Origin of the sequence: Humidesulfovibrio sp. (assembly GCF_031082295.1) — a bacterium.
Taxonomy (GTDB): Bacteria; Desulfobacterota; Desulfovibrionia; order Desulfovibrionales; family Desulfovibrionaceae; genus Humidesulfovibrio.
Genome location: NZ_JAVHLD010000033.1, coordinates 21306 through 34524 on the forward strand (window position 1 = coordinate 21306; position 13219 = coordinate 34524).

13 protein-coding genes are annotated in these 13219 nt (G+C 65.2%); 9 read left to right on the top strand and 4 right to left on the bottom strand.

The window, feature by feature from the left end:
• Window positions 1-173: 173 nt before the first annotated feature.
• Together aprA and aprB are read right to left on the bottom strand one after the other, a co-directional pair.
• Window positions 174-2177 carry an adenylyl-sulfate reductase subunit alpha gene (gene aprA, locus RDU24_RS13545; RefSeq protein ID WP_308736307.1) on the bottom strand — a complete coding sequence of 668 codons (2004 nt, stop codon included), beginning with the start codon at window positions 2175-2177 and terminating at the stop codon, window positions 174-176.
• A 77-nt stretch (window positions 2178-2254) separates the two neighbouring features.
• Window positions 2255-2752: an adenylyl-sulfate reductase subunit beta gene (gene aprB / locus RDU24_RS13550; RefSeq protein WP_308736308.1), complete on the bottom strand. Its 498-nt coding sequence runs from the start codon at window positions 2750-2752 to the stop codon at window positions 2255-2257.
• A 675-nt stretch (window positions 2753-3427) separates the two neighbouring features.
• Between aprB and sat the strand changes: the two genes are divergently transcribed.
• Together sat and RDU24_RS13560 are read left to right on the top strand one after the other, a co-directional pair.
• Window positions 3428-4696, top strand: a complete 1269-nt coding sequence (gene sat, locus RDU24_RS13555) for a sulfate adenylyltransferase (protein ID WP_308736309.1) — start codon at window positions 3428-3430, stop codon at window positions 4694-4696.
• A 175-nt stretch (window positions 4697-4871) separates the two neighbouring features.
• Window positions 4872-5549 carry a CBS domain-containing protein gene (locus RDU24_RS13560; RefSeq protein WP_308736310.1) on the top strand — a complete coding sequence of 226 codons (678 nt, stop codon included), beginning with the start codon at window positions 4872-4874 and terminating at the stop codon, window positions 5547-5549.
• A 92-nt stretch (window positions 5550-5641) separates the two neighbouring features.
• On the opposite strand, the gene RDU24_RS13565 is transcribed toward RDU24_RS13560, so the two are convergent.
• Together RDU24_RS13565 and RDU24_RS13570 are read right to left on the bottom strand one after the other, a co-directional pair.
• Entirely contained in the window at window positions 5642-6073 is a 432-nt protein-coding gene (locus RDU24_RS13565; protein WP_308736311.1) for a hypothetical protein, read from the bottom strand.
• Between the two features lie 155 nt (window positions 6074-6228).
• Window positions 6229-6579 carry a DVU0772 family protein gene (locus tag RDU24_RS13570; RefSeq protein WP_308736312.1) on the bottom strand — a complete coding sequence of 117 codons (351 nt, stop codon included), beginning with the start codon at window positions 6577-6579 and terminating at the stop codon, window positions 6229-6231.
• A 195-nt stretch (window positions 6580-6774) separates the two neighbouring features.
• Here RDU24_RS13570 and RDU24_RS13575 point away from each other — a divergent pair, with 195 nt between their 5' ends.
• The 7 genes from RDU24_RS13575 to RDU24_RS13605 all read left to right on the top strand — a co-directional run bounded on the left by RDU24_RS13575 (window position 6775) and on the right by RDU24_RS13605 (window position 13081).
• Window positions 6775-7290: a PocR ligand-binding domain-containing protein gene (locus RDU24_RS13575; protein WP_308736313.1), complete on the top strand. Its 516-nt coding sequence runs from the start codon at window positions 6775-6777 to the stop codon at window positions 7288-7290.
• A gap of 14 nt (window positions 7291-7304) precedes the next feature.
• Window positions 7305-9014, top strand: coding sequence for an FAD-dependent oxidoreductase (locus RDU24_RS13580; RefSeq protein ID WP_308736314.1), 1710 nt, complete (start codon window positions 7305-7307; stop codon window positions 9012-9014).
• A gap of 12 nt (window positions 9015-9026) precedes the next feature.
• Entirely contained in the window at window positions 9027-9470 is a 444-nt protein-coding gene (locus RDU24_RS13585; protein WP_308736315.1) for an acyl-CoA thioesterase, read from the top strand.
• Window positions 9471-9515: 45 nt separating this feature from the next.
• Window positions 9516-10349: a glutamate racemase gene (gene murI / locus RDU24_RS13590; protein ID WP_308736316.1), complete on the top strand. Its 834-nt coding sequence runs from the start codon at window positions 9516-9518 to the stop codon at window positions 10347-10349.
• Between the two features lie 80 nt (window positions 10350-10429).
• A complete protein-coding gene (locus RDU24_RS13595) occupies window positions 10430-11950 on the top strand; it encodes a fused MFS/spermidine synthase (protein WP_308736317.1) in 1521 nt (506 codons plus the stop codon).
• 28 nt (window positions 11951-11978) lie between these two features.
• Window positions 11979-12689 (top strand): type 1 glutamine amidotransferase, encoded by a 711-nt coding sequence (locus RDU24_RS13600; RefSeq protein WP_308736318.1) that lies wholly within the window; start codon window positions 11979-11981, stop codon window positions 12687-12689.
• Between the two features lie 38 nt (window positions 12690-12727).
• A complete protein-coding gene (locus tag RDU24_RS13605; protein WP_308736319.1) occupies window positions 12728-13081 on the top strand; it encodes a hypothetical protein in 354 nt (117 codons plus the stop codon).
• The last annotated feature ends 138 nt before the right edge of the window (window positions 13082-13219 follow it).

Sequence of the window (13219 nt, forward strand, 5' to 3'; positions counted from 1 at the left end):
GGCCCTCCCCGCTAAATGCCCCCGAACGGGCGGAAATTGCCCCAGCAGTTGAAATGGCCCGAACCCGGACTGCAACGAGGCTGTTCCAGTCCGGGTTCAGACCACTTCCCCGTCTGGGAAGCAGGGCGGCCGCAAGCCCGAGGCTCACGGCCGCCCATTTTCAACGAACTTCCCTACTGGGCGTCAGGGATGATCTGGATGTAAGGCTTCTTGAAGATCTTGATCTCTTTCTTGGTCGGGTCGTACTTGGAGTTGACGAAGCACTTCCACTTCGCGTCGTCCAGGCCCATGGCGTCGCCACGGTAGTAGAAGCCGGGGTAGCGGGTTTCCTCGCGGAACTCGATGTGCTGCAGGTGCAGGCGCACGGTCCACAGACGGTGGAACTGCTCCCAGGCGCGCATCAGTTCGTGCAGGTCGCGGGCGGCCAGCTTCTTGGAGTCTTCCTCAAGCATGCCCATGAGCCAGAAGGCGGTCTTGAGCAGGGCGCCGGAGGTCATGTACAGGGTGGCAACGCCTCCGCCGTACTCGTCCGAGCACTTGATCAAGCGCATCATGAAGTTCTTGGGGGTGATGTAGTTCGGGTTGATCTCCGGAGCGGTGGAAGCACCCTTGAACTGCTCGTAGGTGTACCAGGGCTGGTAGATCTCCTTGGCAAGGTCAGCAGCCTTCACCTGGAGGGTGGGCTTGAAGTCCTTGTGGTCGATGACCCAGCGCACCATCTGCTTGCCGCAGATGCGGCCTTCAGCGTGGGAACCGGAGGAGAACTTGTGGCCGGAGGCGCCAACGCCGTCAGCGCAGGTCCAGAGACCTTCGACGGTGGTCATGCGGTTGTAGACCTTGCCGTTGGCGGCGCGGACTTTGTACTCCTCGGGAACCCAGGCCTCGTCCGGACCGGAAACCCAGATGCCGCAGCAGCCGGAGTGCGAACCGAGCAGGTAAGGCTCGGTGGGCATGATCTCGGAGCCACGCTCTTCAGGAGCGCAGTTGGTGCAGGCCCACAGGTTGGCCATGCCAACGCACATGTCGAGGAAGTCTTCCCAAGCCTCGGACTCGAGGTGCTTCCACTCGGCACCCTTCAGGTCGCCGTTGACGGTGGTGAGCAGGGCGGTCTTGGTGTCCATGAAGATCGGGCCGCGGCCTTCACGCATTTCACGGAGCATCATGTGGTTACGCAGGCAGGTCGGGATGATGTGACCCTTGGCGTAGCCGCGATCCTCGTAGGGCTTCAGCATGGCGCGGTTGGTGGCGCAGTAGTCTTCGCCCTTGTAGTTCGTGGCCTTGGCCTTGAACAGAAGGAACCAAGCGCCGACCGGGCCGTAACCGTCCTTGAAGCGGGCGGGGACGAAGCGGTTTTCCATCATGGTCATTTCGGCGCCAACCTGAGCGCACATGGTGTAGGTGGAACCAGCGTTCCAAACCGGGTACCAGGCGCGGCCCATGCCTTCACCCATGGAGCGGGGACGGAACACGTTGACCGCGCCGCCGCAAGCCACGAGGCAAGCATTGCAGGTGAAGACGTACACTTTGTTCTCACGGGTGCTGAAGCCCACGGCGCCGGCGATGCGGTTCGGGGTGTTGGCATCCAGGAGCAGCTTCACGATGAAGATACGCTCGAGGTAACGGTCGTCACCCAGGGCCTTCTTCGCGGCTTCAGCAACGATGACCTTGTAGGACTCACCGTTGATCATGATCTGCCAACGGCCGGAACGCACGGGGGCGTCGCCGTTGCGCAGGGACAGGCCGGCGGCCTTGGCCTGGGCGCCGTCGAGGTTCTTGCCGTCTTTCTTGATCCAGACGGGCAGGCCCCACTCTTCGAACAGGTGGACGGAGTCGTCAACGTGACGGCCCAGGTCGTAGATCAGGTCTTCGCGGACCAGACCCATGAGGTCGGTGCGGACCATGCGGACGTAGTCGTCCGGCTTCTGCTCTTTGCCGACGTAGGTGTTGATGGCGGAAAGGCCCTGGGCCACGGCGCCGGAACGCTCGAGGGAGGCCTTGTCCAACAACATGATGGAGATGTCCTTGCCGAACTTGTCAGCCCAGGCGACGGCCTCGAAGGCGGCGCCGCAATTGCCCATGCCGCCGCCAACCATCAGGATGTCAGCATGCATTTCGACAATCGTCGGCTCGGCCAGGGGGACACCTTTGACGATTTCTTTAGAAGGAATCTGAGGCATAGCTACCTCCGTATGCTCTCATAGTGTTAATAGAGTAGAGACTCTTAACTCAGATCGCCACGAAACCAGGCCGAGTGCTAGTCGCAAACGGCGTCGAGCCAGCACTGAGACTTGTCAGCCTCGGCCAGTTCGAACTTCTTCTGGATGGCGTTCTCAGGCGTCGTCAGCATGGCGGCGGTCTCAGTGAAGAGCAGCTCGTCGTCCAGGTTGCCGGGCTCGGGCTTGCCACCGAAGCAGTTGATGGAACCTTCAGGGGTGGTGCGGATGGGGAACTTAAAGCGCTTCACGGAGCCGTTGCGGAACTTAACAGTCCACATGATGTCTTCAGCCGAGCGCATGGGGATGGAGGTTCCACCCATGGGGGCGAAGTCGGCGTAGGGGCGGGCTTCAATGGCGCCCTGGGGGCAGATTTTCACGCAAGAGTAACATTCCCAGCAGGCATCAGGCTCCTGGTTGTACGCCTTCATGGCGTCCGGATCCAGAATCATGAGGTCGTTCGGGCAAATGTACATGCAAGCGGTCTTCTCGCCACCCTTGCAGCCGTCGCATTTTTCCGGATTAACAAAGGTCGGCATAACACTCCTCCTAACAGGTTTAAATTAAAGCAGTTACCGACACGATCCACAGCCAACTACGTGCTCTACAACAGGCACGGACTTGTGAAAAAAGACGATTATCAAGCCTTTCCAGGGGTGTCAAGACGAAAGTGAATTTTTGAACAAGGGTCCGCACCCCGTTCTCCACCCCGCCGGAAGCCCCCGGTTGGAAAGGATTTTTGCCCCGTGACTCCGCCTGACCTGCCGGAGTGGCCGGGCGGTAACGGGCGCATGATCCTTGGCTTCTTCGTGATTTTGATCACAAGCCGCATTTTTTTGACGTAGCGTGTGTGCCTATACACCAGGTCCGCAAATTCTTGCAAGCCTTTTTCTGGTTGCGGGCGTGGCGGGTGCTAATCCCTTGGGCGCCAATGGATTGCTGGCATTTTTCATCATTCCTTGGGCCTGGCGGGAAATATGGCTTGACACAACTTTCACAATCTGTTCATAGTCGCGACGCTTATACAGTCCACGGGTGGCGGGCATCGCATGCGATGCCTGCAACAAGGCCCGACAACTGGCGCAAGCGCCAGTCAGGACGATGACCACCAGAGCCCCAGGGCGTCGCCGAGTATGGCGCGATCCCTTGGGGCCAAGGCTTTGGCAGAGGTAGTGGTACACATCAACCCGCTTTTTTTTCAAGGAGAAACGTAGATGGCATCTAAACTCGTTCCCCCGCATGGTGGCAAAGGCCTCGTCTGCTGCTTGCTCGAAGGCGCCGAACTGGCCGCCGAGACCAAGAAGGCCGCTGGCCTGAAGAAGATCGAAATTTCCTCCCAGGAAAAGGGCGACCTGATCATGATGGGCATCGGCGGCTTCAGCCCGCTGACCGGCTTCATGGGCAAGGCCGACTGGAAGAGCGTTTGCGAAAAGTTCACCATGACCGACGGCACCTTCTGGCCCATCCCCGTGATGCTGGCCACCGACGACGCCTCCGTCAAGGCCGGCGAGGAGATCACCCTTGAGCGCAACGGCACCATCATGGCCACCATGAAGGTCACCGAAGTGTTCGAGCTGTCCGACGCCGAGAAGACCATGGAGTGCGAGAAGGTCTACAAGGGCGAAGGCGCCGACTCCCAGACCGACTTCATGGGCACCGCCATCAAAGATCACCCCGGTGTTCAGATGGTCCTCGCCCGCAAGAAGTTCTGCCTGGCCGGTCCTGTGAAGGTCCTGTCCGAGGGCGGCTTCCCCGAGAAGTTCCCCGGCGTCTACAAGACCCCCGCTCAGCTGCGCGCCGAGATGGACGAGCGCGGCTGGAAGAAAGTCGCCGCCCTGCAGCTGCGCAACCCGATGCACCGCTCCCACGAGTACCTGTGCAAGATCGGCGTTGAAGTGTGCGACGGCGTCGTCATCCACTCCCTGGTTGGCGCCCTGAAGCCCGGCGACATCCCGGCCGAAGTCCGCGTTGACGCCATCAACACCCTGGTCGAGCACTACTTCGTGAAGAAGAACGTGATCCAGGCCGGCTACCCCCTGGACATGCGCTACGCCGGTCCCCGCGAGGCCCTGCTGCACGCCCTGTTCCGTCAGAACTACGGCATGAGCGACCTGCTGGTCGGTCGTGACCACGCCGGCGTCGGCGACTTCTACGGCATGTTCGAGGCCCAGGAGATCTTCGACAAGATCCCGGTCTCCGGCAACCCCGCCAAGGACCTGCTGACCCAGGCCATGAAGATCGACTGGACCTTCTACTGCGTGAAGTGCGACGGCATGGCCTCCCTGCGCACCTGCCCCCACTCCAAGGAAGACCGCGTCATCCTGTCCGGCACCAAGCTGCGCAAGCTGCTGTCCGAGGGTGGCGACGTGCCCGATCACTTCGGTCGCGAGGAGTGCCTGGTCATCCTGCGCAAGTACTACGCCGGCCTGACCGAGAAGGTCGAAGTCAAGATGCAGAAGGCCGCCTCCGGCGCCACCATGTAGTCGTCGAAAGACAACTGCAAGCGATCCTTATGGGGAGCGTCCGCAAGGGCGCTCCCCTTTTTTTCACCCCGCGGGTCGCAAGCGGCATCAGGGCTTGGGGCAGTGCGGAACCTTTGACTTTTCCCCCCGGACGGGTATGCTTGCACCACAAGCCAAATTTCCGGAGGAGCCGCCCATGCTCGTACGCGACTGGATGACCAGGAATGTCATCACCCTAGGACTGAAGACCACCGTTGTCGACGCGGCGGAGATCATGCGATCCAAACGAATTCGGCAGTTCCCGGTCATCGACGAGCAGGGCATGCTGGCGGGCATCGTTTCCGACCGCGACATCCGCGACGCCATGCCCTCCAAGTTCCTCCCCGGCGATCACGCCACCGGCGGCAGCCTGGCCAAGCTCCGCGCCGCGGACATCATGACCTCCGAGCCCCTTACCGTCACCCTGACCACCCCGGTGGACATCGTCTCCAACATACTCCAGCGCCACAAGTTCGGCGGGTTGCCCGTGGTGGACTCGGTGGGGCGGCTGGTGGGCATCATCACCGTGGCCGACGTGATGCGCTTCCTGTGCTCGGTCTCCGGCGTCGCCCGCGGCGGGCCGCAGATCGCCTTCAAGCTCGACGCCAAGCCCGGCCCCCTGGCGGCGCTGCTGGCCGACATCCGCGCCGAGGGCGTGCGCTACGCCTCGGTCTTCACCTCGTACGACCACGTCGACCCCGGCTTCCGGCACGCCTACGTGCGCATCGGGCAGATGGGCGAGCACACGGTGCAGAGCCTCCTGGCCAACCTCGGCGCGCGCTACACAGTTTTGTACTACGTCGAGGACGGGCGGACCACGCTGGTCGCGGAATAGCCCCGGCCCCACAACTGCGCGCGGCCCGGCGGGATGCTCTCCCAGCCGGGCCGCGCGCGTTTGCGTCCCCGAGGCGTCGGCGCCTGCGCCGTCTACTCGATGATGACGTGGACCAGCTTGTACACATCGGGCCGGTATCCCGGCTCGCTTTTCTTGATCTTGATCTGGATGTCCGACTCGCCCTTGGCCTTGGCCTTGAACATGTAGCGCACCCGGCCGGAGGTCGGCGGGGTGATGCCGTCCAGGCGAAGCAGGTCGGGGTCGAAGGACGCCCCGGCAAAGCTGTAGCCGCTCAAGCCGGGGTCGCGCATGTCGAGGGTCAGCGCGGCGCCTTTGGGCAGCCGGACTTCGTGGCCCTGCTCGCCGTCGAGGACAAGCACGGCGTCGTCGGAGCCGCCGAGCATCTTGGGCATGCTCAGGCAGGACGACAAGGCCAGGGCGAGAACGAGGCCCAGGGCAAGGCGCGCGGCGAGGATGGCGCGGCGCGGCGGCAAACGGCGGGGTGGGGCTGATGGCTGTGGCATGGCGCACAGTAGCGCGGCAGCGGGGTCGGTGGCAACCGCCCAGGCGCCGAAAAAACAATGGGGCCGGTTGCCCGGCCCCGGGGAGAGGAGGATGAAGCTGTTCTGGGAGGGGTTCGTCTTGCAAAGCCGTTCGTCTTGAAAAACGTTCCTCGTCCTTAATTCTTGGCGTGCAGCTGGGTTTCAAGCCATTGCCGGACTTCCTCGTTGGGCGGGTAGACGCCCTTCAGGTGGCCCACGGATTCCAGAAACTTCCGGCCCATTTCCTCGGGCAAATCCAGTTGGACGAGCTCGCGGGCTTCCTCGGAATTGCGCCGGACCAGGATGGCCCTGGGCTGCTTGTCCCAGGTGTAGACCACGAAATAGTTGCTGTAGTCGGCCTTGGAGCGCACGGGCTGGTGCTGCGCGTGCCAGGAATTGTTGCCCCACTCAAGGTACAGGGTCACTGCGTCCCAGGGGGTCATGCTCCAGTCGATCTCAAGGTCGCGATAGTCACGAAGGCTGCCCATATTTCCTCCTTGTTGTCTGGCACAAATAGTAATCCTTCCTGAATTGATGTCAACCAGATTCCTCTGAAAATAGAAAAATATATCCATATGTGCTCAGGAAGGTTAGTGTACACTGGTGCATGACGCTTTGTTTGACGGCTTTGATAGCATGTGCCAGAAGAGGCCGATCAAATTTCATGGTGTTGGAGGTTGCGCATGGAAATGACTGATATTCTGCCCGTTTCGGGCTGGGCCGAACTGGAGCGAGACATCACGGAACGTTTCGGCGTGAACGCCCATGTCTACAACGCCCAGGGTTCACCCTTCACCGGCCATTCCACCTGGGACAACCGCCTGTGCCTTGCCCTGCGTGAGAACAAGACCGCCGCCACGGGCATTTGCGCGGTCATCAACCAGGTGATGGGCCACGAGGTGCGCGAGACCGGTGCCGCCGCAACGGCCGACTGCGATGCCGGCATGCTTGTGGTCTGCGTACCGCTGTTCCTCGACGGCTCGCTGATTGGCATGGTGGGCGGCTGCGGCGGCTTCGTGGACGACAACGAGCCGGAGAGCTACTTGCTGGAGAAGATGGCCGGGCTCGGTGAGGAGCGCGTGAAGGAGCTGTGCCAGGGCATGCCGCGCAAGACCGCTGACGAGGTGCAGGCCATGAGTGACTACATCGTGGGCCGCGTGGCCGAAATCGTAGCAGAATTCGAGGCCCGCCGGGCCTGAACGAGGGGGAGTGCATGGGCCGGAACATCATCGTCATAGGGGCCGTTGCCCTGGGGCCAAAGGCGGCCTGCCGCCTCAAGCGCCTGGAGCCCGAGGCCAATGTCATCATGCTCGACCGGGGCCTGCGCATCTCCTATGGTGGCTGCGGCATCCCGTACTATGTCTCCGGCGACGTGAGCGACGCCGCCGAGCTCCAGTCCACCTCCTTTCACCTGCTGCGCGATGAGAAGTTCTTCCGCGACACCAAGGACATCGAGGTGCGCCCCGGAGTGGAGGCGGTGGCCATTGACCGCGCGGCCAAGACCGTGCGCGTGCGCACCCTGGCCACAGGGGCCGAGGAGACGCTGCCCTACGACAAGCTGGTCATCGCCACGGGCAGCACGCCACGCAGGCTGCCCATCCCTGGCGCGGACCTGCCCGGCGTGTTCGCCGTGGCCGATTTGGACGCCGCGGTGGAGATCCGCGCCCGGCTCACGGCAGGGGAGGTCGGCAGCGCCGTGATCATCGGCGCGGGCTTCATCGGGTTGGAGATGGCCGTGGCCGTGGCCGACATGTGGGGCGTTCAGACCACGGTGGTGGAGTATGCCGGGCACGTGCTGCCCACCGTGCTTGACCGTACTCTGGCGCACATGGCCCGGCTGCACATGCAGGACAAGGGCGTGGCCTTCCGCCTGGGCTGCCAGGTTGTCGCCATCGAGGGGGCGGGCCGGGCCGAGCGCGTGGTGCTGGGCACTGGCGAGACCCTGGCCGCGGACCTGGTGATCATGGCAGTGGGCGTGGCGCCGAATTCCGGCCTGGCCAGCGAGGCCGGGCTGGACGTCTCGCCTCGCGGAGGCATCACCGTCAACGACCGCCTTGAAACCTCGGACCCGGACATCTTTGCGGGCGGCGACTGCGTGGAGCTTTCTGGACTGGTGACTGGGCAGCCCATGTACCTGCCTCTGGGTTCCCTGGCCAACAGGCAGGGCCGCGTCATCGGCGACAATCTGGCCGGGGGCGACAGCCGCACACCGGGGGCCGCGGGCTCCTGGTGCGTGAAGCTGTTCGACCTGGCCGCCGCAGGCACGGGCCTGACCCTGGAGGCCGCCCGGCGCGCCGGTCTCGACGCCGTGCAGGTGCACGCGAGCCAGCTGGACCGTGCGCATTTCTACCCGGACAAGGGATTCATGTTTCTCGACATGGTGGCCGAGCGCGGCACCGGGCGCGTGCTCGGGGTGCAGGGCGTGTCCGAGATGGGGGATGCGCTCATCGGGCGCATCAACACGGTCGCGGCCATGCTGCCGCAGCGGGCCACTGTGGCCGACGTGAGCAACGTTGAGCTGCCCTATTCGCCGCCCTTCACCACGGCGCTGGACATCCTGAACATGCTGGCCAACGTGGCCGAGAACGTGCTCGCCGGGCGCAACCGCAGCCTGCTGCCGCACGAGTTCGCCGAACTCTTCGCCCAACGCGAGTCCGGGGCGACGTATTTCCTGGACTGCCGTGAGCTGGGCAATGCCGCGCCCTTTGTGGAGAAATACCCCGACCTGTGGCACCACATCCCCCAGGGCGAGTTGGCCCGGCGCATCGATGAGCTTCCCCGCGACCGCAAGGTCGTGCTCCTGTGCAACACCGGCGCGCGCTCTTATGAGGCCCTCGTCACCCTGGCCGCGGCGGGCATCACCAATGCCTACAACGTTGCCGGGGGCATGGTGTCGCTGGTGCGCTCCGGCGTGAAACTCTAGCCGGGGGCCGCTGTGCCGCGCATCTTCACCCGAGAGCACACGGTGGTGGAGTCGGACATCGACATCCAGGGCCATGTGAACAACCTGCGCTACCTCAAGTGGATGCAGGACGTCGCCGTGGCCCACTCCACGGCCCAGGGCTGGTCCATGCAGCGCTACGCGGCCGAGGGCATGGGCTGGGTGGTGCGCTCGCACACCATAACCTACAAGCGCCCGGCCTTCCTGGGCGAGGTGCTGACCACCTGCACCTGGATCGCGGGGTTCAGCCCGCGCATGAGCCCGCGCAAGTACCTGTTCTGGCGCGCGGCGGACAGGTGCGTGCTGGCCGAGGCCGAGACCATGTGGGTGTTCGTGGACCTGAAGACCGGCCGCCCCACCAAGGTGCCGGACGAACTCCGCGCCGCGTTTGAGATCGTGGAGGACGAGGGCGAGGCGAAGCGGATGTTGGAGGGGTGAGGGGCGTTGACTCCCACCCCCGTCCCGGTGCACAACTCCCCAACCATGAGCACTGAAACCTCCTCACTTCCCATCGGCGTTTTCGACTCCGGCGTGGGCGGGCTGACCGTCCTGCGGGCGCTCAAACGCGCGCTGCCCGCCGAGAATTTCCTGTACCTGGGCGACACCGCCCGGCTGCCCTACGGCACCAAGAGCGGCGCCACCGTGGCCCGCTACGCGCTGCAGACCACCCGCGTGCTGGTGGACATCGGCGTGAAGATGCTCGTTGTGGCCTGCAACACCGCGTCTTCCGTGGCCATGCCCGGCCTGGCCGAGGCCTACCCCGGCCTGCCCTGCACCGGCGTCATCGAGCCCGGCGCCGCCGCCGCCTGCGCCTGCGCCCCGCGCGGCCGCATCGCGGTCATAGCCACCGGCGGCACCGTGCGCGGCGCGGCCTACCAGGGCGCCATCCTGCGCCGCCGCCCGGAGGCCACCATCGCCACCCGGCCCGCCCAGCTCTTCGTCTCCCTGGCGGAGGAGGGCTGGATCGACGGCCAGGTGGTGACGGACATCGCCCGGCGCTACCTGGACCCGCTCATGGCCGAGTTCCCCGAGGGCGGCCCGGACTGCCTGGTGCTCGGCTGCACGCACTTCCCGGTGCTGGCCCAGGCCATCCAGGGCGTGCTGCCCCAGGGCGTGTGCCTCATCGACTCCGCCGAGACCACGGCCCGCTGGGTGGCCGAGGAGCTTGGCGTGCGCAAGCTGCTGCGGCCCGATGGCGATGGGACGGGAACCGTCCGCTTCTTCGCCACCGACGACCCGGAGCGCTTCGCCCGCGTGGGCGAAATTTTCCTGGGCGAGCCGCTGTCGGCCTCGGACGTGAATCTGGTGGACCTGTAGCCCAGGGCCGCCCCTCAGCCCCCTTGCCCTTTGGCGCCGGGCCGTCGTAATGTTTCCGATATTCCTGCGGAGCGATGACGATGCTTGAACTTGCGGTATTTCTTTGCGGGGCCGTGGTCATGGTGCTGGAGCTCACGGGCTCGCGCGTGCTTGCGCCCTTCCTCGGCACTTCCATCGTGGTCTGGACCAGCCTCATCGGCGTGGTGCTGGGGGCGCTCTCCCTCGGCTACTGGTGGGGCGGCCGCCTGGCCGACCGCCGGCCCGAGCCGAAGCTCCTCTCCCGCCTGATTCTGCTGGCCGCCGTGACCACGCTGTTCATGGCCGCGAGCAAGGGCCTGCTCTTGACCTTCCTGCTGCACAAATCGTCCCTTGGCGTGTCGGATATGCCCCTGAACATGGCCGGCGCGACCCTGGCGGCCACGCTGATCCTGTTCGGCCCGGCCTCGGTGCTTCTGGGCATGGTCTCGCCGTTCGCCGTGCGCCTGCGCATGGAGAGCGCGTCCAGCTCCGGCCGCACCGCCGGGAACCTGTACGCCCTGTCGACCCTGGGCAGCATCGTGGGCACCTTCGCCGCCGGGTTCTGGCTCACGGCCACCCTTGGCACCACCAACATCATCCTGTGCATGGCCGGGGTGCTCGTGCTGGCCTCGGCCTGCGTGCACCGGGGCGATGCGCTGGGCAAGCTCGGAGCGCTGGCGCTCATCGTGGCGGTCGCCGGAACCCTGAGCCTGTATGACGCGCGGCTCCAGTCCGCCGTGGGCCTGTTCGACCTCGACACCAGCTACCAACGCGTGCTGGTGTTCAGCACCCAGAGCGTCGTCTCCGGCAGGGAGACGCGCGTGCTGGCCACCGGGCCGGAGGGCGTGCAGTCGGCCATGTTTCCGGACGAACCCCAGGCCCTGGCCGTGCCCTACACGCGCTTCTACCGCCTGGCCGGGCATTTCCGGCCGGACCTGCGCCGCATGCTCATGCTCGGCGGCGGCGGCTACTCCTTCCCAAAGTATGTGCTGAGCCAGCCCCACGAGTTCGGCGGGCAGCCGAGCCTGGACGTGGTGGAGATTGACCCGGGCATCACTGCCATTGCGGGCGAGCATTTCGGCTGGCCGGGCCATCCGGACGTCCGCGTGCACCACGACGACGCCCGGCGCTTCCTGGCCAGAGCCCAGGGTTCGCAGCCCTACCAGGTGGCCCTGATGGACGTGTTCACCAGCCACTATTCCGTGCCCTTCCATCTGGCCACACAGGAGACGGTGCGCGGGCTCTCCCAGGCGCTGGACGCCGACGGCGTGGTGCTGGTGAACTGCATCAGCGCCGCCACAGGCCCGCGCAGCCGCTTCTACCGGGCTTTGCTGGCCACCTACAAGTCCGTGTTCCCGCGCGTGGAGAGCTTCCTCGTGGGCAACAGGGACGACCCCGCCGATTTCCAGAACATCATGCTGGTGGCCTTCAAGTCGCCCGCCGCACCCCTGTTCACAAGCCCCGACGCGGAGCTGCAGGCCATGCTGGACGCGCGCTACGAGCCCGGCCCGCCGCACCCCGGCGATCCCCCGGTGCTCACCGACGACTTCGCCCCCGTGGACCACTACCTGCTGAGCCTCTAGGCCCGGCAAACCCTGGAGAACCCCCCCCATGCCTCTGCGCCTGCACGGAATCCGTCACGAAAGCTTTGAACGAGAGGCCGAGCTGGCCGTCTGGGCCGCCGAGTACGGCCACAGCCTGGCCCACACCGACCTCTGGAAAGGCGAGGCCCTGCCGGAACTCTCCAGCTTCGACTGGCTGCTGGTCATGGGCGGGCCGATGGGCGTCTACGACGAGGACAAGTACCCCTGGCTGGCCGGGGAAAAGCGCTTCCTGCGCCAAGCCGTGGACGCGGGCAAGCGCATCCTGGGCGTGTGCCTGGGCGCGCAGCTTTTGTCCGTGGTGCTGGGCGGGCAGGTCACGCGCAACCGCTACGGCGAGATCGGCTGGCACCAGGTGCAGGCCACGCCCCAGGCCGCGCAGAGCCGCGTCTTCGCCGGGCTGCCCCAAGCCTACGAGGCCTTCCACTGGCACGGCGACACCTTCTCCATCCCCGAGGGCGCCCTCTGGACCGCCAAGAGCGAGGCCTGCGCGCACCAGGCCTTCGAGGCCTGCGAGGGCCGGGTCGTGGGCCTGCAGTTCCACCTGGAAACCAACGCCGAGAGCATGCGTGAGATCGCCGAGCACTGCGCCGACGAGCTCCGGGCCGACGCCCAGCCCTACATCCAGCCGCTGCCGAAACTCCTCGAGCGCCCGGAACGCCTGGGCGACCTGCGCCGACTCCTGGACCGCATTCTGGACAACATGGCCGCGCTGGGGTAGAGCCCGGCTCCAGACCATACATCTTCAAGGGGGGCACCATGGCCGAAACCGTGGACGACATCACCATCAGCTTCGAGGAAGAAGGCGTGCTCGTGCGCGAGGAACTGGACAAGGTCATCCTCTCGCGCGGAGCCTGGACCACCATCCTCTTCATGTACCGCGAAATGGACCGCGCCCGCACCGACTACGGCCCGGTGGCCTTCTCCGTGCGCCGCTACAAGAAAACCGGCGGCGAATACAAGCAGCAGAGCAAGTTCAACATCTCCAACGTCGAGCAGGCACGCAAGATCTCCGAGGCGCTCCTCGGCTGGGCCGCAGATCTGCCCGCCACAGAACCCAAACCGGCCGCCAAGCCCGCAGCCAAAAAGCCCGCCGCCAAGAAGGCGAAGTAGCAAGGCCGGGAATGCCTCCGGCCAGGGGCGCCGTCCCTGGACCCCGCCGGTGTCCTGGGCAGGCGCGTCGGCTGGGCTGGCCCTGGCAATGTGCGCGGGTTTTTTGTCGAAGACGACAAAAAGCCCCGCGCACGGTTG

Excerpts from the sequence above, each read along its gene's own strand:
- RDU24_RS13600 (WP_308736318.1), top strand. The coding sequence starts at position 11,979 with ATGCCTCTGCGCCTGCACGGAATCCGTCACGAAAGCTTTGAACGAGAG.
- aprA (WP_308736307.1), bottom strand. The coding sequence starts at position 2,177 with ATGCCTCAGATTCCTTCTAAAGAAATCGTCAAAGGTGTCCCCCTGGCC.
- RDU24_RS13565 (WP_308736311.1), bottom strand. The coding sequence starts at position 6,073 with ATGCCACAGCCATCAGCCCCACCCCGCCGTTTGCCGCCGCGCCGCGCC.
- RDU24_RS13560 (WP_308736310.1), top strand. The coding sequence starts at position 4,872 with ATGCTCGTACGCGACTGGATGACCAGGAATGTCATCACCCTAGGACTG.
- RDU24_RS13575 (WP_308736313.1), top strand. The coding sequence starts at position 6,775 with ATGGAAATGACTGATATTCTGCCCGTTTCGGGCTGGGCCGAACTGGAG.
- RDU24_RS13605 (WP_308736319.1), top strand. The coding sequence starts at position 12,728 with ATGGCCGAAACCGTGGACGACATCACCATCAGCTTCGAGGAAGAAGGC.
- RDU24_RS13595 (WP_308736317.1), top strand. The coding sequence starts at position 10,430 with ATGCTTGAACTTGCGGTATTTCTTTGCGGGGCCGTGGTCATGGTGCTG.
- RDU24_RS13570 (WP_308736312.1), bottom strand. The coding sequence starts at position 6,579 with ATGGGCAGCCTTCGTGACTATCGCGACCTTGAGATCGACTGGAGCATG.
- murI (WP_308736316.1), top strand. The coding sequence starts at position 9,516 with ATGAGCACTGAAACCTCCTCACTTCCCATCGGCGTTTTCGACTCCGGC.
- aprB (WP_308736308.1), bottom strand. The coding sequence starts at position 2,752 with ATGCCGACCTTTGTTAATCCGGAAAAATGCGACGGCTGCAAGGGTGGC.
- RDU24_RS13580 (WP_308736314.1), top strand. The coding sequence starts at position 7,305 with ATGGGCCGGAACATCATCGTCATAGGGGCCGTTGCCCTGGGGCCAAAG.
- sat (WP_308736309.1), top strand. The coding sequence starts at position 3,428 with ATGGCATCTAAACTCGTTCCCCCGCATGGTGGCAAAGGCCTCGTCTGC.